The organism is Massilia sp. GER05, assembly GCF_052056005.1.
Lineage (GTDB): Bacteria > Pseudomonadota > Gammaproteobacteria > Burkholderiales > Burkholderiaceae_D > Telluria > Telluria orientalis.
The window spans coordinates 1,553,027-1,577,283 of sequence record NZ_CP178858.1 but is presented as its reverse complement, the minus strand read 5'-3'; the positions used below and the strand labels follow the sequence as shown (position 1 = coordinate 1,577,283).

The 24,257-nt window shown below is 65.8% G+C and carries 20 protein-coding genes; 4 read left to right on the top strand and 16 right to left on the bottom strand.

The window, feature by feature from the left end; translation table 11 throughout:
* Positions 1 to 5: 5 nt before the first annotated feature.
* The 3 genes from ACL58G_RS07000 to ACL58G_RS06990 form a co-directional block, all read right to left on the bottom strand.
* Positions 6 to 1,025: a TraB/GumN family protein gene (locus ACL58G_RS07000; RefSeq protein WP_440965935.1), complete on the bottom strand. Its 1,020-nt coding sequence runs from the start codon at positions 1,023 to 1,025 to the stop codon at positions 6 to 8.
* 115 nt (positions 1,026 to 1,140) lie between these two features.
* On the bottom strand, positions 1,141 to 2,652 hold the full coding sequence (locus ACL58G_RS06995) for a UdgX family uracil-DNA binding protein (RefSeq protein WP_440967978.1): 1,512 nt from the start codon (positions 2,650 to 2,652) through the stop codon (positions 1,141 to 1,143).
* Positions 2,652 to 3,881, bottom strand: a complete 1,230-nt coding sequence (locus ACL58G_RS06990) for a putative DNA modification/repair radical SAM protein (protein WP_440965933.1) — start codon at positions 3,879 to 3,881, stop codon at positions 2,652 to 2,654. The genes ACL58G_RS06995 and ACL58G_RS06990 overlap by 1 nt, the downstream gene beginning before the upstream one ends.
* 167 nt (positions 3,882 to 4,048) lie before the next feature.
* Between ACL58G_RS06990 and ACL58G_RS06985 the strand changes: the two genes are divergently transcribed.
* From ACL58G_RS06985 to ACL58G_RS06975, 3 genes are all read left to right on the top strand, one after another.
* Positions 4,049 to 4,885 carry an alpha/beta fold hydrolase gene (locus tag ACL58G_RS06985; protein ID WP_440965931.1) on the top strand — a complete coding sequence of 279 codons (837 nt, stop codon included), beginning with the start codon at positions 4,049 to 4,051 and terminating at the stop codon, positions 4,883 to 4,885.
* A 90-nt stretch (positions 4,886 to 4,975) separates the two neighbouring features.
* Complete coding sequence (locus tag ACL58G_RS06980; RefSeq protein WP_440965929.1) at positions 4,976 to 5,584, top strand: glutathione S-transferase family protein; 609 nt, start codon at positions 4,976 to 4,978, stop codon at positions 5,582 to 5,584.
* Positions 5,585 to 5,594: 10 nt separating this feature from the next.
* Positions 5,595 to 6,581: a bestrophin family protein gene (locus tag ACL58G_RS06975; RefSeq protein WP_440965927.1), complete on the top strand. Its 987-nt coding sequence runs from the start codon at positions 5,595 to 5,597 to the stop codon at positions 6,579 to 6,581.
* A 3-nt stretch (positions 6,582 to 6,584) separates the two neighbouring features.
* Here the strand turns inward: ACL58G_RS06975 and ACL58G_RS06970 are convergent, their stop codons facing one another.
* From ACL58G_RS06970 to ACL58G_RS06910, 13 genes are all read right to left on the bottom strand, one after another.
* Positions 6,585 to 8,153, bottom strand: a complete 1,569-nt coding sequence (locus ACL58G_RS06970) for a tetratricopeptide repeat protein (protein WP_440965925.1) — start codon at positions 8,151 to 8,153, stop codon at positions 6,585 to 6,587.
* 6 nt (positions 8,154 to 8,159) lie between these two features.
* Positions 8,160 to 10,382, bottom strand: coding sequence for a putative bifunctional diguanylate cyclase/phosphodiesterase (locus ACL58G_RS06965; RefSeq protein ID WP_440965923.1), 2,223 nt, complete (start codon positions 10,380 to 10,382; stop codon positions 8,160 to 8,162).
* 7 nt (positions 10,383 to 10,389) lie between these two features.
* The gene (locus ACL58G_RS06960; protein ID WP_413385944.1) at positions 10,390 to 12,501 is read right to left on the bottom strand and encodes an HDOD domain-containing protein; all 2,112 of its coding nucleotides are present in this window, start codon (positions 12,499 to 12,501) and stop codon (positions 10,390 to 10,392) included.
* Between the two features lie 347 nt (positions 12,502 to 12,848).
* Positions 12,849 to 14,123, bottom strand: a complete 1,275-nt coding sequence (locus ACL58G_RS06955; protein WP_413381548.1) for a multidrug effflux MFS transporter — start codon at positions 14,121 to 14,123, stop codon at positions 12,849 to 12,851.
* A 3-nt stretch (positions 14,124 to 14,126) separates the two neighbouring features.
* Positions 14,127 to 15,335, bottom strand: coding sequence for a THUMP domain-containing class I SAM-dependent RNA methyltransferase (locus ACL58G_RS06950; protein ID WP_440965921.1), 1,209 nt, complete (start codon positions 15,333 to 15,335; stop codon positions 14,127 to 14,129).
* A 323-nt stretch (positions 15,336 to 15,658) separates the two neighbouring features.
* Complete coding sequence (locus ACL58G_RS06945; protein ID WP_413338935.1) at positions 15,659 to 16,072, bottom strand: CopD family protein; 414 nt, start codon at positions 16,070 to 16,072, stop codon at positions 15,659 to 15,661.
* 88 nt (positions 16,073 to 16,160) lie between these two features.
* A complete protein-coding gene (locus ACL58G_RS06940) occupies positions 16,161 to 17,426 on the bottom strand; it encodes a glutamate-5-semialdehyde dehydrogenase (RefSeq protein WP_413381544.1) in 1,266 nt (421 codons plus the stop codon).
* A 22-nt stretch (positions 17,427 to 17,448) separates the two neighbouring features.
* Positions 17,449 to 18,465 (bottom strand): DNA polymerase III subunit delta, encoded by a 1,017-nt coding sequence (gene holA, locus ACL58G_RS06935; protein WP_440965918.1) that lies wholly within the window; start codon positions 18,463 to 18,465, stop codon positions 17,449 to 17,451.
* Between the two features lie 15 nt (positions 18,466 to 18,480).
* Entirely contained in the window at positions 18,481 to 18,951 is a 471-nt protein-coding gene (locus ACL58G_RS06930) for an LPS-assembly lipoprotein LptE (RefSeq protein WP_413381540.1), read from the bottom strand.
* A 60-nt stretch (positions 18,952 to 19,011) separates the two neighbouring features.
* Positions 19,012 to 21,657 (bottom strand): leucine--tRNA ligase, encoded by a 2,646-nt coding sequence (leuS, locus tag ACL58G_RS06925; protein WP_440965916.1) that lies wholly within the window; start codon positions 21,655 to 21,657, stop codon positions 19,012 to 19,014.
* Between the two features lie 133 nt (positions 21,658 to 21,790).
* Positions 21,791 to 22,117: a barstar family protein gene (locus ACL58G_RS06920; RefSeq protein WP_056123988.1), complete on the bottom strand. Its 327-nt coding sequence runs from the start codon at positions 22,115 to 22,117 to the stop codon at positions 21,791 to 21,793.
* A 173-nt stretch (positions 22,118 to 22,290) separates the two neighbouring features.
* A complete protein-coding gene (gene dapB, locus ACL58G_RS06915; RefSeq protein WP_440965913.1) occupies positions 22,291 to 23,100 on the bottom strand; it encodes a 4-hydroxy-tetrahydrodipicolinate reductase in 810 nt (269 codons plus the stop codon).
* Entirely contained in the window at positions 23,100 to 23,717 is a 618-nt protein-coding gene (locus tag ACL58G_RS06910; protein WP_082577466.1) for an outer membrane protein assembly factor BamE, read from the bottom strand. Before ACL58G_RS06910 ends, dapB begins: the two co-directional genes overlap by 1 nt.
* A gap of 81 nt (positions 23,718 to 23,798) precedes the next feature.
* On the opposite strand from ACL58G_RS06910, the gene fur reads away from it, so the two are divergent.
* Positions 23,799 to 24,227, top strand: a complete 429-nt coding sequence (gene fur, locus ACL58G_RS06905; protein WP_036234473.1) for a ferric iron uptake transcriptional regulator — start codon at positions 23,799 to 23,801, stop codon at positions 24,225 to 24,227.
* Positions 24,228 to 24,257: the final 30 nt, after the last annotated feature.

Sequence of the window (24,257 nt, the reverse complement as noted above, 5' to 3'; positions counted from 1 at the left end):
GCTCCTTATTTCGGGCTCTCGACCGTATAGCCCTGCGCCTGCAGGTCGGCCAGATAGCTCTGCGGACCGATGACGTTCTTCATCGGCAGGAGCGCAAACGTCGACGTGTTGTCGGCCAATGCTTTCTCGGCCGCCTTCATCCAGTTGGCACGGATGCGCTCGGGAAGATGCTGGAATGCGGGAGAATTTTTGGCGAACTGGCTGTTGAAGATGGCGTCGTTGCACGCCTTGTCGCGCTCGGCGTAATCGAGGCTCGACATCTCGGCGATATTGCCATTGGCCCAGGCGTTCGCGCGCACGCGCATGGCGTCGATATCGCCTTCCAGGCGGTCCAGGGTCTTGGTGAAGCACGCCACGTCTTCCACTTGCGACTTCTTGAATTCCTTCATCAGCGCGCGGGGATCGTCGACGTCCATGCTGAGCGTGGTCGACGTGATCTTGACCTTGTTGTGCCTGGCCGCCTTTTCGATCTGCTCTTCCACGCCGGTATTCTGGGTCAGGCCGCTTTTCGACAAGCCCTTGCTCAGCAGCGTGTCGGCGACGAAGATCGGGCGGCGCCGCTCGATGCCGTCGTCATCGCCGATATACTTGCCCTTCAATACCTGCCAGCGCGCATACACGTCCGCCGGGAGCACGTCGTGCAGCGTGGCGCCGTCCGGATTCTTGTCGATGCCGATCGCGGTCGGCAGCAGGGTCAGGCCCTTGAAGAAGCCGACCTCCATGCGGGCACCCGGCCGCGTCAGCACTTCCTGCGACTTGCCGACGAGGCGTTCCACGCGCGCCGCATCCCACTCCATCTTCTGCGGCAGCGGGGAATACACGCCGAACACCCACATCACGTGGTCGCCCTTCGACACTTTCCAGACGCCGGGACCGGGCCGGCGGCCTTCGACCACGACCGTCGCGGGGACGGTGTCAAAGGCCTCGGCGGCGGCGGGCGCGGGTTCGGGCTCGGGCGTGGTCTGGGCCAGAACAGGCAGGGTCAGGAAACTCAGGTAAAGCGCACATGCATACCGTTTGCTCATCGGGCATCCCATCGTTGTTGTTGTGTGCGCAAAAGCTTAGCGCCACCGATGAGCTTAGCCTATCGAGGCAACGAAGTGTTACATCTTTGACATGCATATATCGCAACAGCAACGTTCACGCGTCCGGTACGTCGACCGGGCGGTCCAGGAGCGCGTGCGCCAGCCTGAGGCCCTCGACCATCGCGTCGAAGGCCTCGCGCTTCGCGTCCTCGCCCGGCACGCGCAGCACATACGACGGGTGGTACGTCGTGACGACCCAGTGCCCTTCGTGGCGCAGCGGTTTGCCGAGCGAATTCTTGAGCGTGACGTTGGCCGTGCGCAGCACCGACTTCAGCGCGGTGGCGCCGAGGGCCACGATGACGGTCGGCTTGACGCTCGCCAGTTCCTTGTCGAGCCAGTAGTGGCAGGCCTCGATCTCGCGCTGGACCGGCGTCTTGTGCAGGCGCCGCTTGCCGCGCGGCTCCCACTTGAAATGCTTGACGGCGTTGGTGACGTAGATCGTGTCGCGGTCGACGCCGGCCGCCTCGCACACGCGGTCCAGCAGCTTGCCGGCCGGGCCGACGAACGGCTGCCCCGCCAGGTCTTCCTGGTCGCCCGGCTGCTCGCCGACGAACATGATCTTCGCCCGCTTGGGTCCCTCGCCGCCCACGGCCTGCGTCGCGAACTGCCACAGCTCGCAGCGCCGGCATTCGTCCAGTTTCGACGGCTGCTCGCGTTCCGGTTGCGCATCCTCGGGGGCGATCGGGATCGTCGTGCCCTTGCGCTGGCCGACGGCCTCGTACTGGCCCACCTTGCGCGCACCCAGCGCCGCCTCGCTGACCATGTGCGGCACGATCTTCGCCTCCGGCAGGTTCTTCCACCGGTCCGACTGGATATGCTGGTGCATCACGTTCGTGTTCAGGCGGGCCGGGTTGAACACGCTGCGGTAGTAGGTCAGCCACAGGGCTTCGCCCGTGTCTTCGAGGTCGGCCGCATCGCGCACGAGCGGTCCGGTATTGTGCAGCGTATGGCCATCCCACAGGACGCTCGCCTCCGGCGTGGCGATCATCCAGCTGACCTTGCCCATGCGCGAGACGAAATGGTCGGCCACCTGGGGCAGCACGTCGTGGCGCGGCTCGTACCAGGCGACGAAGCGCGGCGGGCCGGCTTCTTCCGAACGCTCGCGGAAGCGGATGTAGGCATGCATGTCGTGTTCCTCGCGGCGGACCGCCTTCACCATCGCGTGCAGCCGGGCGCCATCCTCGTCGGCCGGCGACTGCACGTCGTGCTCGCCCTGCTGCCAGCGCCAGATCACGCGGTACAGGAAGGCCCAGCGGTCCGGCACGCGGCAGCAGGCGGCCGACTGCAGCATCTCCATCAGCGAACGCGGGATGTGCGGCGCGGGGCGCAGCGGCTCATTCCTTGGCTCGTCCGGCGGTATGACGGGATTATGCGGTGCCTCGGCGGGGGCCGGCGCACCCGTGAACAGGTCGCCGCCGGCCAGCAGGTCGCCCATGTGCGGCACGCCCCACGTCACCTGGTCGGGCGGGATGCCGTGGACGAGCAGCTCGCGCGCGGCCTCGCGCCACTCCGCGAACGTCTCGACCTGCACCGGCTGCCCTGTCCGGACCAGCGCATCCGCCGCCATCACGCCGCCTGCAGTTCCGGCCACAAATTCATCTGCTGGGGGGCGTCGGCCAGGTTACGCCGCAGCAGGTCGGACGACACGGTGCCCTGCACCGGCTTGTAGTCCGCCGTGATCACGAAGGGCGCCAGCTTTTTCAGGCTGCAGCGCAGGCGCGACAGGTCTTCCCAGCGGATGCGCCGCAGCCGCCGCAGGTCGATCAGGCGCTTGGCCGTGCGCAGTCCGATGCCCGGCACGCGCGCGATCATGGTCTCGTCCGCGCGGTTCAGGTCGAGCGGGAAGTGGTCGCGGTTCGCGAGCGCCCAGCCCAGCTTCGGGTCGATGTCCAGCGCCAGGTTGCCGGCCGTGGGCATCAGCTCCTTCGCCGTGAAACCGTAGCCGCGCAGCAGGAAGTCGGCCTGGTACAGCCGGTGCTCGCGCAGCAGCGGCGGCGGCGCGGACGGCACGCTGGACGGGCTGTGCGGGATCGGGCTGAACGCCGAGTAGTACACGCGTTTCAGTTTATAGCTGCCGTACAGCGTCTGCGCGGTATTCAGGATCGTCTGGTCGTCGCTGGCGTCCGCGCCGACGATCATCTGCGTGCTCTGCCCCGCCGGCGCGAACGTGGGCGCCTTGGGGTGGTCGTCCTTTTCGTCCAGTTTCGTGCGGATGGAACCCATCGCCAGCTTGATCGTGTGGACGCTCTTTTCCGGCGCGAGCTTCGTCACGCTGTCCTGCGTGGGCAGTTCGATGTTCACCGACAGCCGGTCGGCATAGCGGCCCGCCAGTTCGATGAGGCGCGGGTCGGCATCGGGAATCGTCTTGAGGTGGATGTAGCCGCGGAACTGGTGGTCTTCGCGCAGGCGGCGCGCGACCTCGACCAGTTGCTCCATCGTGTAGTCGCTCGACTGGATGATGCCGGAGCTGAGGAACAGGCCGTCGATGTAGTTGCGCAGATAAAAATCGCGCGTGAGCTTCACGACCTCGTCGACGGAAAAGCGGGCGCGCGGCACGTTCGACGTGCGCCGGTTCACGCAGTACTGGCAATCGTAGACGCAGAAGTTCGTCAGCAGGATCTTCAGCAGCGACACGCAGCGTCCGTCCGGCGTATAGCTGTGGCAGATGCCCATGCCGTTCGTCGCACCCAGCCCGTCCTTGTCGACGGAATCGCGCCTGGGCGCGCCGCTGCTGGCGCAGGAGGCGTCGTACTTGGCCGCGTCGGCCAGGATCTCCAGCTTGTCTTTGAGTTCCATCGCGAATAAATACTGTATATATAAACAGTATATCGCGAATCGATCCCGCCGTGCCGTGCGCGAACGCACTGTTGCGCGGTTTGCGCTAGATCAATGTGTGTGCCGCTGACGGTGGTTTCACAGTGGTAATATCAGTGGATTGTTACATGCTTCGGCCAGGATTCACCATGTCTGTACAGTTTCGCAACAACGTCCACGTCACCGGCTCTGGACCTGTCACCATGGTGTTCGTGCACGGTTTCGGTTGCGACCAGACCATGTGGCGCTTCCTGGCGCCGGCGTTCGCGGAGCGCTTCCGCGTCGTGCTGTACGACCTCACGGGCAGCGGCCGCTCCGACTGGGAAGCCTACGACCGCGCGAAGTACGCCAGCCTGCAGGGCCACGTGACGGACCTGCTGGACATCCTCGACGCCTGCGCGGCCGGTCCGACCGTCGTCGTCGGGCACTCGGTCGGCGCGTCGATCGGGCTGCTGGCGTCGGTGGCGGCGCCGGAGCGTTTCCTCGCCCAGGTTCTCGTCGGCCCGTCGCCCTGCTACATCAACGACGGCGATTACATCGGCGGCTTCAACCGCGAGGACATCGACGGCCTACTGCAGGCGATGGAGACGAACTTCCTCGACTGGTCGCGCAAGATGGCGCCCGCGATCATGGGCGCGCCCAATCGTCCGGAACTGGGCGCGGAACTGACGCGCAGCTTCTGCCGCAACGATCCCGCCATCGCCAAGCATTTCGCGCGCGTGACCTTCCAGGCCGACATCCGCGCCGAGGTGAAGCGCGCCACGGTCCCGGCCCTGATCCTGCAATGCAGCGACGATTTGATCGTGCCGCGCGAAGTGGGCGAATGGCTGCACGAGCACCTGGCACACAGCACGCTGAAGGTCATCGACAACGTGGGCCACTGCCCGCACCTGAGCGCGCCGACGGCCAGCTCGGTCGCGATCGATACCTTCCTCGCACGGACGCTGCGCGAGGACGGACGGCTCGCCTTGAATCCGGCAGTGTAAGACAGGACGCAATCCGGTGCCGAAAATGCACCAATGCGCGGCATGGACCCGTGCGATAGTGGCGCCGCTATCGACACCACCGGAGACACCATGCAGCTCTACCACATGCGCGGCGCCTGTTCGCTGGCCGACCTGATCGTTCTCGGCTGGCTCGGCGTGCCGCACGAGATCGTGCCGATGACGCTCGACTCGATCAAGGCGCCCGCCTACCTGGCGCGCAACCCCGGCGGCAACGTGCCGCTGCTCGTGCACGACGACCTCGCCCTCACGGAAAACGTCGCCATCCTCGGCTACCTGGCCGACCTCCATCCGCATGCGCGGCTGGCGGGCGACGGCAGCCCGCGCGGCCGGGCCGAAGTCATGCGCTGGCTGGCGTTCCTCAATTCGGACGTCCACAAGGCATTCAAACCCCTGTTCGCGCCGGAGCGCTTCCTCGACGAACGCGACCTGGACGAGCAGCTGGCGGCCAACGCGCACCGCCATGTCCGGGCGTACCTCGAACGCCTCGACGGCGCGCTCGCGGACCGCGACTGGCTCACGGGGCAGCGTTCGATCGCCGATCCCTACCTCTACGTCGTGCTGCGCTGGGCACAAGCGAAAGGCGTCGACATGGCGGGCCTGGATGCGCTGGCCGCGTTCCACGAGCGGATGTCGCGCGATCCGGCGGTGCGCGACGCGCTGCGCGCCGAGGAAACCTGACCGGACGTCCATGCACATCGGGAAGTCCTACGGGCTGTTCGAGTTCGCGCACTGGACCCGGCGCCACGTCTACCCGCTCGCCGCGTGCGCCGGCACGGTCGTGGCCCTGTACCAGCTGGGCGGCTGGCATTGGCTTTCCCTGCCGTGGCCCGTGCTCGCGCTGCTGGGTACCGCCGCGTCCTTCATCGTCGGGTTCAAGAATGCGCAGAGCTATGGCCGCACGGTCGAAGCCCAGCAGATCTGGTCGTCCCTCGCGGCCGCCAGCCGCCACTGGGGCCTGATCTGCCGCGATTTTCCGACCGACGAGCGCGCGATCCCCGCGCTGGTCACCCGCCACCTGGCCTGGCTGACCGCCGTCCGCTACCAGTTGCGCGCGCCGCGCGTGTGGGAGGCCGCCGCGGCCGCGCCGAATGCCGAATACCGGGAGCGCATGTTCGACGTGGCGGAACGCAGCGTGCCGCTCGAGGCCGAACTGGCCCGCTATCTGCCGCCGGACACCGTCGCGCACCTCCTGACCGTCGCCGACGTTCCCGCCGCGCTCATGTCCCTGCAGAGCCGCGCCATCCGCGACCTGTTCCACGGCCAGGCGCTGCAGATGCTGCAATACGCCGAGATGCAAAAGACCCTGAAGGACCTGATCGATCAGCACGCGCGGGCGCAACGCCTCAAGGACTTTCCTTATCCGCGCCAGTACGCGATCGTCAATTCGCTGTTCGTCTGGCTGTTCGCGCTGCTGCTGCCACTGGGTACGGTGCGGGAATTCGCGCGGCTGGACGGGCAGATGGCGTGGCTGGCCGTGCCGTTCAGCGTGCTGATCGGATGGATGTACCTGGCACTCGACCAGGTCGGCGCCAGCACCGATAATCCGTTCGAAGGCAGCGCCAACGATGTGCCGATCACGTCCCTGTCGCGGGCGATCGAAGCCGAGTTGAGCGTGCTCCATGGCCTGCCCCACGACCGGCCGCCCGCCCCGCCGGCCGGCCACATCGTGCTCTAGGATCTACGCCGCGCCGATATAGCCGTTGGCCTGCGCCAGCAGTGCCGGTTCCATGCGCGCGGCGATGCGCCGGATATAGTTCGCGGCCGGCGCAATGCCCGCGGCGCCCGCGCGGTGCAGCCATGCATAGGCTTCGACGAGATCGAGCGGCACGCCCTGCCCCGCCGCATACATCACGCCGAGGTTGAACTGGGCGCGCGCATGGCCCTGGCGCGCGGCGCACAGGTACCAGAAGTGCGCGGCCTCGTAATCGCGCTCGGCGCCGTGGCCGCTGTCGTGGCGCAGGCCCAGCGCGAACTGCGCGAGCGCGTGGCCCTGCTCGGCCGCCTTGCGGTACCACAGCGTCGCCTGGCGCGGATCGACCGTGCCCGTGTCGTCGCGGTCGAGGAGTTGGCCCAGCGCGTACTGCGCGGGCGCATAGTCCTGGTCGGCCGCCTTGCGGTACCAGTACGCGGCTTCGCGTTCGTCCTGCGTGACGCCATTGCCGCTCTCGTAGCGCAAGGCGAGATCGAACTGCGCGCGCAGGTGGCCCTGTTCCGCGGCCTTGCGATACCAGTCCAGTGCGATGGAAGGATCCTGCACCACGCCATGGCCCGCATCGTACAACTGGCCGAGGTGGTATTGCGCGCCGGCGAAGCCCTGCTCCGCGGCGAGGACATACCAGTGCGCGGCCTGCGCGTAATCCTGCTCGACGCCCTGGCCGTGTTCATAACGTAGGCCGAGATTGTCCTGCGCGCCCGCGTGTCCCTGCTCGGCCGCGCGCCGGAACCACGCGAGCGCCAGCTCCGGATCGCGCGCGACGCCATGGCCGGCATCGTGGATCAGCGCGAGGTTGAACTGCGAGCTGGCGTGGCCCTGCTCGCCCGCGCGGCCGTACCACAGGACCGCCTTCTCGCTGTCCTGCGGCAGGTCCTGGCCCTTGTCGTAGCGGAGGCCCAGGTTGAACTGCGCGGGCGCATAGCCCTGCTCCGCGGCCTTGCGGAACCAGTGGATGGCCTGCTGCACGTCGCGTGCGATGCCCTGGCCACTGTCGTATCTGAGTGCGAGATTGAACTGCGAGCGCGCGTAATTCTGTTCGGCCGCCTTGCGGTACCACTCGATGGCCAGCGCGACGTCCTGGGCGACGCCCTTGCCGCCCTCGTACATCATGCCGAGATTGTGCTGGGCGCCGGGGTCGCCCTGTTCGGCGGCCTTGTTAAACCAGTGCAGCGCCTCATGCACGTCGGCCGGCGTGCCCTGTCCCTTCGCATACAACCAGCCCAGGTTGTACTGGGCCTGCACGTAGCCCTGCTCCGCGGCCTGCCGGTACCAGTACAGCGCCTGGCCCAGATCCTGCGCCACGCCCTGCCCCTTCTGGTACATCACGCCGAGGTTGTACTGCGCCTGTTCGAGGCCGCTGCTCGCCGCCATGCGATACCACGCAACGGCCTGCTCGTAGTTGCGCGGCACGCCCTGGCCGTTCACGTACATGAAGCCCAGGCTGTGCTGGGCCGTGGCGACGCCGCGCTCCGCGAGCGCCTTGACCCGCAAGAACTCAGCGGTATGGCGAGCGTCGGTCTCGCTGGGGGTCATGACGCATCAGGCCTGGAAGGCGAGCACGTTCGACACGCCCGCCGGCAGTGTCTGCCCGCGCAGCACGTCGATGAAGCGGCCGAGCGGCATCGGGCGGTGGTACAAATAGCCCTGCATCGTCAGGCAGCCGTTCGCGCGCAGGTAGCGGGCCTGCGAGTCCGTCTCGACGCCTTCCGCGATCAGGTTCAGGCCCAGGCCGCGCGCGATCGAGATGATCGCCAGGACGACCGGATAGTGCCCGTGCTCGTCGTGGATCTCCTTGACGAACGACTGGTCGATCTTGATCGTGTGGACCGGGAAGCGGTGCAGGTAGGCCAGCGACGAATAGCCGGTGCCGAAGTCGTCGATCGCGACGGACACGCCCAGCTGGCCGAGTTTGTTGAGCTGCTCGATGGCGTGCTGCGGGTTGCGGATGCAGATGTTCTCGGTGATTTCGACTTCGATCTGGCTCGGCGCGATCCCGTAGCGCAGCAGCGCGTTGCGCATCTTTTCGTAGAAATCGCCGCGGTCGAGGTATTGCGGCGACAGGTTCAGCGACAACCGCACCTGGTTGCCGCCGAAGTTCTTCCACTGCAGCATGTCGCGGCACAGCGCGCCGATCATCCAGTCCGAGATCGGCAGCATCAGGCCGTTCTCCTCGGCGAACGGCAGGAATTCGCCCGGCGACACGACGCCGCGCGTCGGATGGTTCCAGCGCATCAGCGCCTCGGCGCCGACGATGCGGCCGCTGATGGCGTCGATCTGCGGCTGGTAGTACATCTCCAGCTCGTTGTTCTCGAGCGCGCGGCGCAGGCTCTGTTCCAGCGCGATCTTCTGGTGCGACACGTCCTGCATCGACGGGTCGTAGAACGCGTGGCCGTTCTTGCCCTGCCCCTTGATCTGGTACATGGCGATGTCGGCGTGGCGCAGCAGCTCGTCGATCGATTCGCCGTGGACCGGATAGACCGCGATGCCGATCGAAGCCGAGATGTGCACGGCATGGCCGTCCAGATCGAACGGCTCCTGCAGCACCTCGAGGAATTTGTCGGCCACCATGCGCGCGTCGTCGCGGTCGCGCAGTTCCGGCAGCACGATCGTGAATTCGTCGCCGCCCTGGCGCGCCAGCGTGTCGCCCTTGCGCAGGCATTCTTTCAAACGGCCCGCGGCCTGCTGCAGCAGCTCGTCGCCCTTGACGTGGCCGAGCGTGTCGTTCACGAGCTTGAAGCGATCGAGGTCGATGAACATGACGGCGAGTTCCGTCTGTTTGCGCTTGGCCTGGATGACGGCGAGGCCGAGGCGGTCCTTGAACAGGATGCGGTTCGGCAGGTCGGTCAGGATGTCGTGGTAGGCCTGGTACGAGATGACTTCCTCGGCGCGCTTGCGGTCCGTGATGTCGCGCGCGACGCCGTACGTGCCGTAGAACTCGAGCCGTTTCACTTCCTGGTCGGGCACGTGCATGCCGATCGCGTTCAGCGAGATCGTCATCAAGGTGTTGTTGAAGGTGCGGTCCTGGTTGGCACCCGCATGGCACTTCAGGCGCAGCTCGACGTTGCGCGAGGCCCGCTCGTCGACCCGGCGCTCGTTGAAGACGTAGCGCGCGCGCTCCAGGTCTTCGTCGTGCACGAGGATCGAGTAATGCTGGCCGATGAGTTCTTCGCGCTTGTAGCCGAGCAGCTGGTAGGCGCGGTCGTTGATGAAGGTGAACTTGCCTTCGTGGTTCAGCGTGTAGATGATGTCCGGCGACGAATCCACCAGGTAGCGGTACATCTTTTCCGAGTTTTCCAGCTGGCTCGCGATGCGCGCGTTGGCCTGTTCCAGGCGGCGCTGCTTCAGGGCGTTCGCGACGGTCTTGAGCAGTTCCTCGCGGCTGTACGGCTTGCGCAGGTAATCGTAGGCGCCGCGTTTCAGCGCGCCGATCGCCGCGTCGATGCCGACCTCGCCGCTCATCACGATCACGTCGGCGTCGATGCCCTTCTCGTTGATGAAGTCCATGATCTCGTGGCCGCCGATGTCGGGCAGGCGCAGGTCGAGCAGCACGAGATCGAAGCGCAGGCGCGCCAGGTGCGCGAGGGCTTCTCCTCCGGTGGCGGCCGTGACGAGCTGGTAGCCGCGGCCCTGCAGCAGTTCGTACAGGGAGGTGAGCAGGCGCGGTTCATCGTCGACGAGCAGGAGTCGGGGCTGGTCGATGCCGAGCGAGGATTGCGTGTCGTGGGGGCTGGACGACGTGGCGCTGGCGGAGAATGGATTCATTGTTACCTTATACGGATCCAAGCGCGCGCACCGGCGGTATGGCCGGGGCGCCGGCGCCGGCATGCGCCGGCAGCAGGATTTCAAAACTGGTGCCGGTCGTGCCGCTGCGGCAGGCGATATGCCCGTTCAGCTTCTTGACCAGGCTGTGCACGATCGACAGGCCGAGACCGTGGTGCGGTCCCTCCTTGGTGCTCTTCACGGCCGAGAACAGGTTGGCCAGCACCTCGCGCGACAGGCCCGGACCGGTGTCGGAGACGACCAGTTCCAGGTACAGCCTGCGCTCGCGGTTCACGTGGCCGCGGTTGGCGATCTCGATGCGGCCGCCGCTGCCGGACAGCGCCTCGATCGCGTTCTTGACGAGGTTCACGAGGATCTGCTTGAGGATGTCCGGATCGCCCTCGATGCGGCTCTCGGCGTCCGACATGCTGACGACGATTTCCACGTTCGCCGGGATGAAATTCGTCGTGCGGAACAGGCGCAGCACGTCGTCCACGACGCGGGCGACGTCCGCCGCCGGCGCACTGTCGACCTTCGACGTAGCGGCGCCCAGCTGGATCTCGGTCAGGCTGCCCACCAGCTGGCCGACGCGGTCGATCTCCTCGTTCAGGATCGACAGCTCGGCGCTGACGGGTTCCTGGCGTTCGAGCTTGCTGTCCAGGACCGACAAATAGTTCTTGATGATAGCCAGCGGGTTGTTCACTTCGTGCACGACGCGCCGCGACGCTTCGCGGTATTCCTCCGCCACGTGGGCGAGCTGGCGGCGCGCGTGGCCCCGTTCCGACATCGCCGTCTCCAGCGCGCCCGCGGCCTGCGCACCGAACGCGTGCAGGAAGCGCTCGCGCTTCTGGCACGCCGGCAGCTGCCACGTCGCGACGCCGCCGATCATCACGCCGAGGCAGCGCGCGCCCGCGACGAGCGGCAGGCACACGAGCGATTCCGTGCCCAGCATGCGCAGCAGCTGTTCTTCGGCGAGGCCGAGCGGTCGGCCATCGCGGCGGATGAAGCCGAGGCGGCGGTCCAGCGCGGCCTGCGCGACGGCGCCGCCCTTCGCCAGCGGTACCGTGAATTCGGCGATGCGCTGCTGGTTCGCGGTCGGCGCGCCGACGAGGGCCTGGCCGGTCGGGTTCTCCAGCAGGACGACGGCGTTCTCGAAATCGAACAGGATGCGCGCCGAGCGCGTCATCGCTTCCAGCAGGCCCGATTCACCCTGCTGGCGCGCGAACGCCTGGCCCACTTCGGACACGAGCACCAGGTTGCGCACTTCCTCGGACAGGCGCTGCTGCACGGGATCGACGGGCGGCGGCGGCGCGAACGCGGCCGGCACGGGCAGGTCGTCGGCGCCGGCGAGATCGATGCCGAGGTGGATCGCGGCCTTCTCGACCTGGCGCGCGGCGAGGCCCAGCAATTCGTCCGGCGCTTCCGGACCGAGACCGCACAGCGCGCGCGCCTCGTCCACGAGGGCATCGTCGTGCGCATGGCAGGCCAGCACGTGGGCCACGCGCACGATGCGGATCAGGGGATGCGCCGCTTCCAGGCGCTCGCTCGGCTCATGGTGGTACAGCACGGAATCGGCGAGGAAGGAATCGAGCTGCCAGCGTTCGATCAGCCAGGCGCCCGCTTCCGCATGCGTGATCTGCAGGGTGCGCTGTTCGACGGCGCACAGGTCTTCGTCGTCGCGCGCCGTGAAGTTGAAGGCATATTCCTTCGGCGCCGTCGCGAGCAGCGCCAGGCGGCCGACGTTGTGCAGCAGGCCGGCGAGATACGCTTCTTCCGGCTGCGCGTAATTCATGCGGCGTGCGGTTTCGCGCGCCAGCACGGCGGCCGTCAACGAGTTCTTCCAGAACGCGCGCAGGTCGGTGGCGCTGGAATTCGGGAAGCTGTTGAAGGTCTGGAAGACGGAGTCGCTGATGACCAGCGTCTTGATCATGTCCGTGCCCAGCGCCACCATCGCCTGCTCGAGGTTCGGCTGGCGGCTGTTGCGGTGGTAGGCGGAGCTGTTGGCGACGGTGAGGATCTTGCCGGTCATGCCGGCATCCTTCGCAACCAGCGCGGCCAGTTCGGGCATGCCCAGATCGTCCGCCTGCAGGTGTGCAAGCAGCTTGATGAGGATCTGGGGCATGGCCGGCAAGCGCGCGATCAGCAGGCGATTGCGGATGTCCTGGTCAGGTTGATGTATGGATTCAAGCACGGCCGCCAACTTGGTTTTTGGGTGATGGCCGCTCTCCCCTGCGGGGGCTGCCACAGTGTTCGTTCTTGCGGTCCCTGGAACAGCACGATGTTTACATCGTTATCCCAAGCATGAAAAACTTATCTTAGCATATATACATTTCTGACCGGGAACAATACTTTCCAAGAAATTTGACGCGTTTTAGAATCAAATTTCAACTGAAATGTATTGACAATGCACAGAGAAGTCCCCGAAATTTAGCATTTATTTACGACCACTATCATTACCGCCACTACTTTTTAAGCGAGAGCCTTGTACCGGCGGTATTGGCGCGACGTCATCCAGCATGCCAGCGACGCCAGCGCAAACGCGGCCTGGCCGAGCGCCATCGCCAGCACGGAATGGGTCAGCGCCGGCGCGATGAGGCCGGCGACCAGCGCGCCCATCAACGTGGTCACGAACGACTGGCATGACGCCACCGTGCCGCGGATGTGCGGGAACAGGTCGAGCGCGAGCAGGGTGGCGCTGGGGTTGATGATCGAGCTGCCGAAGTTATAGAAGAACATCGGCAGCACGGTCCACGGCAGCGCCGGCGGCAGCACGGCGTGGTAGGCGACGGAGCCGGTGACGGCCGCCAGCATCAACATATAGCCGATCGCGATCTGGCGCGAGAACGTCATCTTGCCCGCCAGCCGGTTGGCGACCAGCGCGCCCAGGAAGATGCCGCTCACGGCCGGCACGAACAGCCACGCGAAATCCGACGGCCCCAGGTGCAGGTGCACGGGCAGCAGCACCGGCGCGCCCGCGATGAACAGAAACATGCCGCCGAAGTTGAACGCGACGATCCCGGACTTCATCTGGAACAGCACGGAGCTGAAGATGTCCCAGTAGCTGCGCGCGAGGAAGCGCGGGTTGAACGGCTGGCGGCGTTCCACCGGCATCGTCTCGGGCAGGTGCTGCCAGCACACCCACCACAGCACGACGGAAAACGCGAGCAGGCCGAGGAAGATCGAGCGCCAGTCGAACGCGGACACGACCCAGCCGCCCAGCACGGGCGCGATGGCCGGCGCGATCGAGAAGATCATCGTCACCATCGACAGCAGCCGCGCGGCCGGCGCGTCCGAATACAGGTCGCGGATGATCGCCCGGCCCACGACGACGCCGGCACCGGCCGATACGCCCTGCATGATCCGGAAGATCCACAGGTAGTGCACGGAATGCGCGGACGCGCAGCCGAGCGTCCCGACCGCGAACACGATCAATCCGACGAGGACCACGTTGCGCCGCCCGAACGCGTCCGACAGCGCGCCATGCCACAGCGACATCGCGGCGAAGGCCAGCATGTACGCCGTCAGCGTCTGCTGCACTTCCAGCCCGGTCGCATGCAGCGATGCCTGGATCGCGGGGAACGCGGGCAGGTAGGCGTCGACGGAGAACGGGCCGAGCATCGACAGCGCGGCCAGCAGGGTGGCGAGGCCGCCCGCCGACAGCATCGCGATCTTGTGCGGTGCCGGCAGCGGGATGGGGGTGACGGGGTCTTTCGGTAGATTGTCCGGTTCGGGTTCGGGCAGCATTGATTATTCTTCTTTCGGTTTTGCGGCGTCGCGGCGGTTGAAACCTGCCACCATGTCGAAGCGGAACAGGCGGCATTCGAGGGCGCCGTTGAAGAACGGGGTCTTGCGCGATTCCTTCAGGCGCAGCATCTTCGGCAGGCCCAGGTCGGCCGTGAACAGATATACCGTCCAGCCGGCGAAGCGCTGCTTCAGGGTGGCGGAGAGCTGCTGGTAGAAGCCGACGGCCATCTCGTCCTGCGGGATGGTCGAATCGCCGCGCACGCCGATCCGCTCGCCGTACGGGGGATTCGTCACCAGCAGGCCGGGCTCGTTGGTGGGCGGCTGCACCTGCTGCGCCTCGATCTGCTTCAGCGGCACCTCGAACAGGATGCCGGCCGAGCGCAGGTTGTGGCGCGTCATCGCGACCATGTCGCCGGAGATGTCGGAGCCGAAGATCGTGGGCTCTGCCGGCAGCGGGTTCGGCTTGATCGCCGTCTTCATCTCCTGCCAGGCCCTGGCATTGAAGTTCCTGAATTTCTCGAACGCGAAGCGGCGGCGCGCGCCGGGCGGGATGCCCTGCACCATCTGCGCGGCCTCGATCAGGATCGTGCCCGAGCCGCACATCGGATCGAACAACGTCATGCCCGGCTTCCATCCGGCCACGCGCAGCAGGCCGGCGGCCAGGTTTTCGCGCAGCGGCGCGTCGCCCGTCTCCTCGCGCCAGCCGCGCTTGAACAGCGCTTCGCCGGACGTGTCGAGGTAGATCGTAAAGTTGCGCTGGTCGAGGAAGCCCATGATGCGCATGTCCGGCGTGCGCGTGTCGACGGACGGGCGGCGGCCGAACTGGTCGCGGAAGCGGTCGCAGACGGCGTCCTTGATCTTCAGCGTGGTGAACTCGAGGCTCGTCAGCGGCGACTTGATCGCGGTGATGTCGACGCGGATCGTGTGGTCGACGCTGAACCAGTCTTCCCACGGCTGTTCCAGCACGAGGTCGTAGATGTCGTTCTCGTTGGCGTACGTGCGGTTGGCGATGCGCAGCAGCACGCGCGACGCGATGCGCGAATGCAGGTTGATGCGGTACGCGTCCGTGTCCGTGCCCGAGCAGTGGACGCCGCCCGGCACCTGGTTGTGCACCTTCAGCGACGTGCTGCCGGTGGTCTGTGCGATCTCGGCCAGCTCGTCGGCCAGCGCCTGTTCCATGCCGCGCGGGCAGGGGCAAAAATAGGAAGTCATGGGGTACCCTTTATCCGTATTGAAAAACATTCGGGGTCAGCGCCCGGTTTTCACGGGTGGGCACTGACCCCGACTGACTAAAAAAGAACATTCGGGGTCAGTGCCCGGTTTTCACGGGTGGCTCTGACCCCGACTGACTAAAACAAGAACATTCGGGGTCAGAGCCCGGTTTTCACGGGTGGGCTCTGACTCCGACTGACTAAAACGAAGAACATTCGGGGTCAGCGCCCGGTTTTCACGGGTGGGCTCTGACCCCGACTGACTAAAACGAAGCGGCCGGGGATGTAGGCCCGGCCGCCAATCAATCTGGTTGAATCTTCAGGTCAGAACGGTTTGACGACGACCAGGATCACGATTGCCAGCAACAGTAAAACCGGCACTTCGTTGAACACGCGGAACCACTTATGGCTGCGCGTATTGGCGCCGCGTTCGAACTTTTTCAGCAGCGAACCACACGCATGATGGTAGCCGATCACGAGGATCACGAGCGCCAGTTTTGCATGCAGCCAGCCGCCCTTGATGCCGAAGCCCAGCCACAGCCACAGGCCCAGCAACAGCGCCGGCACCATCAGGATCGTCGTGAAGCGGTACAGGCGGCGGCCCATGCCGAGCAGGCGCTCGACCACGGCCGGGTTGCTTTCCTGGGCCAGGTTCACGTAGATGCGCGGCAAGTAGAACAGGCCGGCGAACCACGAGGCGACGAAGACGATGTGCAGCGCTTTGATCCAGAGGTACATGCAGATCCTTTACGTAGGGTGGGCACCCTGTGCCCACGCGTGAAGTTTGCGGTATGTTGGCGTTACACGTGGGCTCGGGGAGCCCACCCTACTTGCGGATCTCTCCGTGGCCGAACACCACGTACTTCAGCGACGTAAGACCCTCCAGCCCGACCGGCCCGCGCGCGTGCAGCTTGTCGTTCGAGATGCCGATCTCCGCGCCCAGGCCGTATTCGAAGCCGTCCGCGAAGCGCGTCGACGCGTTGATCATCACGGAGGCCGAATCGACTTCGCGCAGGAAGCGCATCGCGTCCGTGTAATCCTCGGTGACGATGGCGTCCGTGTGCTTCGAGGAATACGTGTTGATGTGCTCGATGGCCGCGTCGATGCCGTCCACGATCTTCACGGCGAGGATCGGCGCCAGGTATTCCGTGCTCCAGTCCTCTTCCGTCGCGGGCGTCAGATGCGGATAGCCCTGCAGGATCGCCAGCGCTTCCGGATCGGCGCGCAGTTCCACTTCCTTCGTCGCGTACAGCTCCGCCAGTTGCGGCAGCACGGTCGGCGCGATGGCGCGGGCGACGAGCAAGGTCTCCATCGTGTTGCACGTGCCGTAGCGGTGCGTTTTCGCGTTCATCGCGATCGGCAGCGCTTTCGCGATGTCCGCCTTCGCGTCGATGTAGACGTGGCAGATGCCGTCCAGGTGCTTGATCATCGGGACGGTGGATTCCTTCATCAGGCGCGCGATCAGGCCCTTGCCGCCGCGCGGGACGATGACGTCCACGAATTCCGGCATCGTGATGAGGGCGCCGACGGCCGCGCGGTCCGTCGTCTCGACGACCTGCACGCCGTGCTCCGGCAGGCCGGCGCCGCGCAGGCCTTCGGCGACGAGGGCCGCCAGCGCGCGGTTGCAGTGGATGGCTTCCGAGCCGCCGCGCAGGATGGCGGCGTTGCCGCTCTTGATGCACAGGCCGGCCGCGTCGACCGTCACGTTCGGGCGCGCTTCGTAGATGATGCCGATGACGCCCAGCGGCACGCGCATGCGGCCCACCTGGATGCCCGTCGGGCGGAATTTCAGGTCGGTGATCTCGCCGATCGGGTCGGGCAGCGCGACGATCTGGCGCAGGCCGTCGACCATCGTCGCGATCGCCTTGTCGGACAGCGCGAGGCGGTCCAGCAGCGCCGGCTCCAGGCCGGCGGCGGCCGCCGCTTCCATGTCGCGCGCGTTGGCGGCGCGGAGCTGGTCGGCGTCGCGCTCGATGGCGGCGGCGATCAGCAGCAAGGCCTGGTTGCGGGTCGCGCTGTCCGCGCGCGCCATGCCGCGCGACGCCGCGCGTGCCTGGCGGCCCATTGTGTGCATGGTCTCGGTGATATCCATCGTGCTTCTTCCTGTGATTTCGTTATGTCGACGCGACTTTCAACGCCAGTTGCAGCATCGCATCCCACGCATCGCCCGCGAACTGCTTCGCGCGCAGGCCCTTGACCATCCGGTCGACCTGCGCCGCCTGCTGCAGCGCCGCTTCCAGCGTCGGCAGGGAGATCCGGCGCAGCGCCGGTTCCATCATGCGCTCGCGCGGGCCCCAGATGCGGTATTCCTTCAGCAGGGCGCCCAGCGGGCGTCCCTGCGCCATCCCTGCCTTTAATTTTAGCAGCGTACGGATTTCTTCGGAGACGGCCCACAATACCAGCGGCAGCGCCTCGCCCTCGCCTTTCAAGCCTTCGAGCATGCGCACGAGGCGGGCCGGGTCGCCGGCAAGCATCGCTTCCGACAGTTTGAAGACGTCGTAGCGCGCCACGTTCAGGACGGCGTCATGCACCTGCTCGTACGTCAGCTTGCCCGGTTCGTACAGCAGGCCGAGCTTCTGGATTTCCTGGTGCGCCGCCAGCAGGTTGCCCTCGACGCGGTCGGCGATGAAGTCCAGGCCCTGGCGGTCCGCGCTCTGGTTCTGCGCGGCCAGACGTGTGCCGATCCAGCCCGGCAGCTGCGCGCGTTCCACGTTCGGGATCTCGACGTAGACCGCGGCCTGCTGCAGCGCCGCCACCCACGACGCCTTGGCCGTCTGCCAGTCCAGCTTCGGCAGGGTGACCAGCGTGAGGTTGTCGGGGTTCAGGTCTTTCGCATAGTTCTGCAGCGCGGCGCTGCCGTCCTTGCCGGGCTTGCCGCCGGGAATGCGCAGCTCGATCAGCTTCTTGTCGCCGAACAGCGACATGGCCTGGTTGGCGGCGAGCAGCTCGCCCCATTTGAAGTTGCGCTCGACCGTGAGCACGTCGCGCTCGGAATACCCTTGCGCGCGCGCGGCACGGCGGATCTTGTCCGCCGCTTCCAGCGCGAGCAGGTGCTCGTCGCTGGTGATCACGTACAGGGGCGCGAGCCCCTTGGCGAGGTGCCCGTCGAGCGCCTCAGGCCGCAACTGCATGGTGTTCCTTTTTAATCAAGTGGCTGGTTTGATCGACGCGAGGCGGCGGATGATCTGCTGCACGAGATCCGCCTGCATGTCGCGGTACAGCAGCGCTTCTTCCGATTCCTTGGCCAGCACCTGGGTCTCGTCGAACGCCATGTTCCGGCGCAGCGAGATCTGCGTGGGCGGCACCAGTTCCGCACCCTTCGCGTCGCGCACCGTGAACGACATCGTGTACGTCAGCAGGTATTCGCGCACGCGGCCCAGGCTGTTCAGCGACAGGATGGACTTGTTGCGCGACTCGCCCAGCAGCACGAACTGCGCTTCGGCGTCCGCCGCCTTGTCCGCGATGACCACCTGGTCCGTCGCGCGCAGGTTGCGCTTGAGTTCCGTGCCCAGCGCGGACGTGTCCGGGAAGCCGAGATAGATGCTGTGGAACGGCATCGTGTAGCTGCCGTTCGAACCGCGCAGCTGGAAGCCGCAGCCTGCTAGGCTACTGGCCACCAGCAGAGCCGCAACCGTAACCGCACGCACCGTCAACTTCCTAGTCAGGGCGCGCATGGCTTACACCACGATGTTGATCAGTTTGCCGGGGACGACGATGACCTTCTTAGGCAGGCCTTCGACGAACTTCTGTGCGGCTTCCGACGCCAGCGCGGCGGCTTCGATGGCGGCCTTGTCGGCCTCCTTCGGCACCTTCACCGAACCGCGCAGCTTGCCGTTCACCTGGATCATCAGCTCGATCTCGGCCTGCTCCAGCGCGGCCGGATCCACTTCCGGCCAGGCCACGTTCAGGATGTCGCCATACTTGCCGGCGTAGCCGAGTTCCTGCCACAGCGCGTGCGTGATGTGCGGCGCGACCGGGTTCAGCATGCGCAGGAAGATCGACAGGCCTTCCGTGATCACGGCGTCCGACGCTGCACCGTCGGCCAGCTTGCTTGACTCCAGCGTATTCAGCATCTTCATGCAGGCCGAGACGACCGTGTTGTACTGGATGCGCTTGAAGTCATAGTCCGCCTGCTGCAGCACCTTGTGCACTTCGCGGCGCAGCGTTTTCTGCGCGTCGTCCAGCGTCCCGGCCTGCTGACCGGCCAGCGCGGCGGCCACGCGCTCGCGCTGGGCATAAGCGAAGGCCCAGACGCGGCGCAGGAAGCGGCTCGCGCCTTCCACGCCGGATTCCGACCACTCGAGCGTCTGCTCCGGCGGCGCGGCGAACATCGTGAACAGGCGGGCGGTATCCGCGCCGTACTGCTCGATCTGCGCCTGCGGATCGATGCCGTTGTTCTTCGACTTCGACATCTTCTCGGTGCCGCCGATGACGACCGGCTGGCCGTCTTCCTTCAGCACCGCCGATTGCGGACGACCGCGCTCATCGAACGTGAGGCTCACGTCGGCCGGGTTGTACCACGTCTTCTTGCCCGACGCGTCTTCGCGATAATAGGTCTCGTTCAGCACCATGCCCTGCGTGAGCAGGTTGACGAACGGCTCGTCGAATTTCACGAGGCCGAAGTCGCGCATGACCTTCGTCCAGAAGCGCGCGTACAGCAGGTGCAGCACGGCGTGTTCGATGCCGCCGATGTACTGGTCCATCGGCATCCAGTAATCGTTGCGGGCCGGGTCGACCATCGCGTCGTTCGAACCCGGCGACGTATAGCGCATGTAGTACCAGGACGAGTCGATGAACGTGTCCATCGTGTCCGTCTCGCGGCGGGCGGGCGCGCCGCAGCACGGGCAGTCGACCTTGAGGAACGCTTCGTGTTTCTTCAGCGGGTTGCCGGAGCCGTCCGGGACGCAGTCTTCCGGCAGCACGACCGGCAGGTCCTTCTCGGGGACCGGCACCGTGCCGCACTTCTCGCAGTGGATCATCGGGATCGGCGTGCCCCAGTAGCGCTGGCGCGAGATGCCCCAGTCGCGCAGGCGGAACGTGACCTTCTTGTCGCCCAGCTCCAGGTTCGCGAGGTCGCCCGCGACGGCGTTGACGGCCGACGTGTAATCCAGGCCGTCGTACTTGCCCGAATTGATGACGACGCCGCGCTCCTTGTCGCCGTACCACTCCTGCCAGCCGTCCAGCGAGAACGTTTCGCCTTCCACGGCCACCACCTGCTTGATCGGCAGGTCGTATTTTTGCGCGAAGCCGAAGTCGCGCTCGTCGTGGGCGGGCACGCCCATCACCGCGCCGTCGCCGTACGTGATCAGCACGTAGTTGCCGACCCAGACCGGCACCTGCTCGCCGGAGATCGGGTGTGTGACGAACAGGCCCGTGGGCATGCCCTTCTTTTCCATCGTCGCCATGTCGGCTTCGATGACGGAACCCTGCTTGCACTCGGCGATGAACGCCTGCAGTTCCGGATTGTCCTTGGCCGCGTGCTGGGCCAGTGCGTGTTCCGGCGCGACGGCGCAGAAGGTCACGCCCATGATCGTGTCGGCGCGCGTCGTGAAGACGTACAGCTTGCCCTCGTTGATGAGCTCACCCTGCTCGTCCATGATCACGTGCGGGAATGCGAAGCGCACGCCGGTCGACTTGCCGATCCAGTTGGCCTGCATGATGCGCACGCGTTCCGGCCAGCCCGGCAGCTTGTTCTCGACGTGGTCCAGCAGTTCGTCGGCGTAGTCCGTGATGCGCACGTAGTACATCGGGATCTCGCGCTTTTCCACGACCGCGCCCGAGCGCCAGCCCTTGCCGTCGATGACCTGCTCGTTCGCGAGCACGGTCTGGTCGACCGGGTCCCAGTTCACGGTACCGGTCTTCTGGTAGATGATGCCCTTCTCGAGCATCTTGAGGAACATCCACTGGTTCCACTTGTAGTATTCCGGCTTGCACGCGGTCATTTCGCGCGACCAGTCGATCGCGAGACCCATCGACTCCATCTGGCCGCGCATGTGGGCGATGTTCGAATAGGTCCACTGGGCCGGCGGCACGTTGTTGGCCATCGCCGCGTTCTCGGCAGGCATGCCGAAGGCGTCCCAGCCCATCGGCATCAGCACGTTGTAGCCGTTCATCCGCAGGTAGCGGTACATCACGTCGTTGATCGTATAGTTGCGCACGTGCCCCATGTGCAGCTTGCCCGACGGATAGGGCAGCATCGAGCAGGCGTAATACTTGCCTTTCGGGAAACGTGGGTCGTTCTCGACGGCTTTATACGCGTCGATCGACTTCCAGTAGGCCTGCGCGGCCTGTTCGACTTCGGCTGGACTATATTTTTCTTGCATGATGTTCTGCGGACTGAAGGAGGTGAGCAGAACATTATACCGGTCGTTCGGCGTGGTGGGCACGGGGTGCCCACCCTACGATATCCGCACATTGCCGTAGGGTGGGCACCCCGTGCCCACGCGTGACGCGCAATTACCGCAGTTCGAGCTCCAGCGCCGCCTTCTCGCCATAGTCCTCGTAGCGCTCGTTGATGCCGATGATGCAGAACGCCATCTCTTCCAGCACGTCCGGGGCCCGTTCGCGCAGGGCTTCCGAGTGCGTCACGACGATGTGCAGCACCTCGTCCTTCTTCAGGCGGACGCTGCTCATGCCGTCCTCGTCGCGCAGGTAGCTCAGGCAATCGACCCAGGAATCCATCGTGTGCGCGTACGAATCGGGGAAGCCGAACGCACGCTGGCTCTCGACGTGGAAGCTTTCCGCATCGGTGATCGCGGCGCCGTTGAGCTCGACGGTGGCCATGGGGAATCTCCTGTCAGGTAACGTAAAACAACGTCGCCCCTGCGCAGGCAGGGGCCCAAGTTTGCACGCGCTCACGCAACTTGGGTTCCCGCCAAGGCGGACGGCCAGTCCGGGAACGACGGAGGTAGGTGTCAGTATGCCAGCAGATCGCTAGCCAGGCCGTCCAGTTCGGATCAGGCCTTGAGACCCAGCACGTCCTGCATGTCGTACAGTCCCGTTGCCTTGTCGGCAATATAACGCGCGGCGCGCAGCGAGCCCTGGGCGTAGCTGACGCGGCTGCTGGATTTGTGGCTGATCTCGATGCGCTCGCCGATGCCGGCGAACAGCACGGTGTGGTCGCCCACGATGTCGCCGCCGCGCACGGTGGCGAAGCCGATCGTCGACGGGTCGCGCTCGCCCGTCACGCCTTCGCGGCCGTAGACGGCACATTCCTTCAGGTCGCGGCCCAGCGCGTCGGCGATCACTTCGCCCATCTTGAGCGCGGTGCCGGACGGGGCGTCGACCTTGTGGCGGTGGTGGGCCTCGATGATCTCGATGTCATAGCCCTCCGAGAAATTCTTGGCTGCCATTTCCAGCAGCTTCAGCGTGACGTTCACGCCGATGCTCATGTTCGGGGCGAACACGATCGCGGTCTTCTCGGCGGCGGCGCGGATGGCGGCCTTGCCGGCGTCATCGAAACCGGTGGTGCCGATGATCATCTTGATGCCGTGCGCGGCGCAGTACTCCAGGTGCTGCAGCGTGCCTTCCGGGCGCGTGAAATCGATCAGGAAGTCGGCGTCCGCCAGGCCCTTGGCCAGGTCGGACTGGATCACGACGCCGGTCAGCTGGCCGGAAAACGCGCCGGCGTCCGAATTGATGAACGGGTTGCCTTCGCGGTCGAGGGCGCCGGCGAGGACGACGTCCGGCGCGGCGGCGATGGCTTCGATCAGCATGCGGCCCATGCGGCCGCTGGCGCCGGCAACGGCGATTTTCAGTTGGGTCATTATTGTCCTCCGCCGCCTTTCGCAGCCTCGTCGCGCTTGCGCTTGAGCTCGTCCAGCGATTCCTGCTCGGTCTTGGTTTCGTATTTCGAGATGCCGATCAGGCGATTGATGTATTCGCGTTCCGTCGGCAGGTTGCCGCCGTCGAAGTGGTCGACCTTGTCGTCCTTGAAGTAGACGGTGACGCGGCTGGTGGTCAGCTCGCCGTTACCGCGCGCAAGGTAGAACGGGTAATCCCAGCGGTCCTTGTGGAAGGCGTCCTGCAGCAGCGGGCTGCCGAGGATGAATCTCACCTGGTCGCGGGTCTGGCCGACCTTCAGCTGGTTCAGCATTTCCTGCGACACGAAATTGCCCTGCTGGATGTCCGGCCGGTACGGCGAGAAGATCCAGAGGAATTTCTGCAGCTTGGTGACGGTCGTCGTCTGCGCGCCCGAATTCGCGATTGCCGCGGACTTGCCGGCATCGGCGGCGACCGCGTCGGGGGCGGTGCTCACCGGCGCCGCCGGCTTGGTCTGGTTACGCCAGGCCGCGCAGCCGGACAGCGCCAGCGTCATGCAGGCGAGGCCGGCCACGAGCGCTGCCCGTGCGTGGGAACGATGGAAAACGGCTTTAGTGCGCATATCTGACCTTAAAATCGATGAGGCGGGAGCTTGTAAAACGCTATATCATAAAGCACTCCGCCCATATCCGAGTAACAAAACATGAGCAACAATCCAACCGACCTGAAAGCCAGCGGCCTGAAAGCGACCTTGCCTCGGCTAAAAATCCTGGAAATTTTCCAGAACAGCGCGGTGCGGCACCTGACGGCGGAAGACGTCTACAAGACCTTGCTGAACGAAAACATGGACGTGGGCCTGGCGACCGTCTACCGGGTGCTGACCCAGTTCGAACAGGCCGGCCTCCTGAACCGCAATCACTTTGAAACCGGCAAGGCGATCTACGAGCTGAATGCCGGCTCGCACCACGACCACCTCGTGTGCCTTGACTGCGGCCACGTGGAAGAGTTCTACGACGACGAAATCGAAAGCCGCCAGCAGAAGATCGCCAGCGAACGCGGCTTCAAGATCGCCGAGCACGCCCTGGCCATCTACGGCCACTGCCAGAAGACGGATTGCCCGCACCGGCACTAAGAGCGCGACCTGGTAGGGTGGGCGGAGGGC

What these genes read in the sequence shown, in the direction of transcription:
- ACL58G_RS07000 (WP_440965935.1), bottom strand. Translation starts at nt 1,025, where the DNA reads ATGAGCAAACGGTATGCATGTGCGCTTTACCTGAGTTTCCTGACCCTG.
- ACL58G_RS06995 (WP_440967978.1), bottom strand. Translation starts at nt 2,652, where the DNA reads ATGGCGGCGGATGCGCTGGTCCGGACAGGGCAGCCGGTGCAGGTCGAG.
- ACL58G_RS06990 (WP_440965933.1), bottom strand. Translation starts at nt 3,881, where the DNA reads ATGGAACTCAAAGACAAGCTGGAGATCCTGGCCGACGCGGCCAAGTAC.
- ACL58G_RS06985 (WP_440965931.1), top strand. Translation starts at nt 4,049, where the DNA reads ATGTCTGTACAGTTTCGCAACAACGTCCACGTCACCGGCTCTGGACCT.
- ACL58G_RS06980 (WP_440965929.1), top strand. Translation starts at nt 4,976, where the DNA reads ATGCAGCTCTACCACATGCGCGGCGCCTGTTCGCTGGCCGACCTGATC.
- ACL58G_RS06975 (WP_440965927.1), top strand. Translation starts at nt 5,595, where the DNA reads ATGCACATCGGGAAGTCCTACGGGCTGTTCGAGTTCGCGCACTGGACC.
- ACL58G_RS06970 (WP_440965925.1), bottom strand. Translation starts at nt 8,153, where the DNA reads ATGACCCCCAGCGAGACCGACGCTCGCCATACCGCTGAGTTCTTGCGG.
- ACL58G_RS06965 (WP_440965923.1), bottom strand. Translation starts at nt 10,382, where the DNA reads ATGAATCCATTCTCCGCCAGCGCCACGTCGTCCAGCCCCCACGACACG.
- ACL58G_RS06960 (WP_413385944.1), bottom strand. Translation starts at nt 12,501, where the DNA reads ATGCCCCAGATCCTCATCAAGCTGCTTGCACACCTGCAGGCGGACGAT.
- ACL58G_RS06955 (WP_413381548.1), bottom strand. Translation starts at nt 14,123, where the DNA reads ATGCTGCCCGAACCCGAACCGGACAATCTACCGAAAGACCCCGTCACC.
- ACL58G_RS06950 (WP_440965921.1), bottom strand. Translation starts at nt 15,335, where the DNA reads ATGACTTCCTATTTTTGCCCCTGCCCGCGCGGCATGGAACAGGCGCTG.
- ACL58G_RS06945 (WP_413338935.1), bottom strand. Translation starts at nt 16,072, where the DNA reads ATGTACCTCTGGATCAAAGCGCTGCACATCGTCTTCGTCGCCTCGTGG.
- ACL58G_RS06940 (WP_413381544.1), bottom strand. Translation starts at nt 17,426, where the DNA reads ATGGATATCACCGAGACCATGCACACAATGGGCCGCCAGGCACGCGCG.
- holA (WP_440965918.1), bottom strand. Translation starts at nt 18,465, where the DNA reads ATGCAGTTGCGGCCTGAGGCGCTCGACGGGCACCTCGCCAAGGGGCTC.
- leuS (WP_440965916.1), bottom strand. Translation starts at nt 21,657, where the DNA reads ATGCAAGAAAAATATAGTCCAGCCGAAGTCGAACAGGCCGCGCAGGCC.
- ACL58G_RS06920 (WP_056123988.1), bottom strand. Translation starts at nt 22,117, where the DNA reads ATGGCCACCGTCGAGCTCAACGGCGCCGCGATCACCGATGCGGAAAGC.
- dapB (WP_440965913.1), bottom strand. Translation starts at nt 23,100, where the DNA reads ATGACCCAACTGAAAATCGCCGTTGCCGGCGCCAGCGGCCGCATGGGC.
- ACL58G_RS06910 (WP_082577466.1), bottom strand. Translation starts at nt 23,717, where the DNA reads ATGCGCACTAAAGCCGTTTTCCATCGTTCCCACGCACGGGCAGCGCTC.
- fur (WP_036234473.1), top strand. Translation starts at nt 23,799, where the DNA reads ATGAGCAACAATCCAACCGACCTGAAAGCCAGCGGCCTGAAAGCGACC.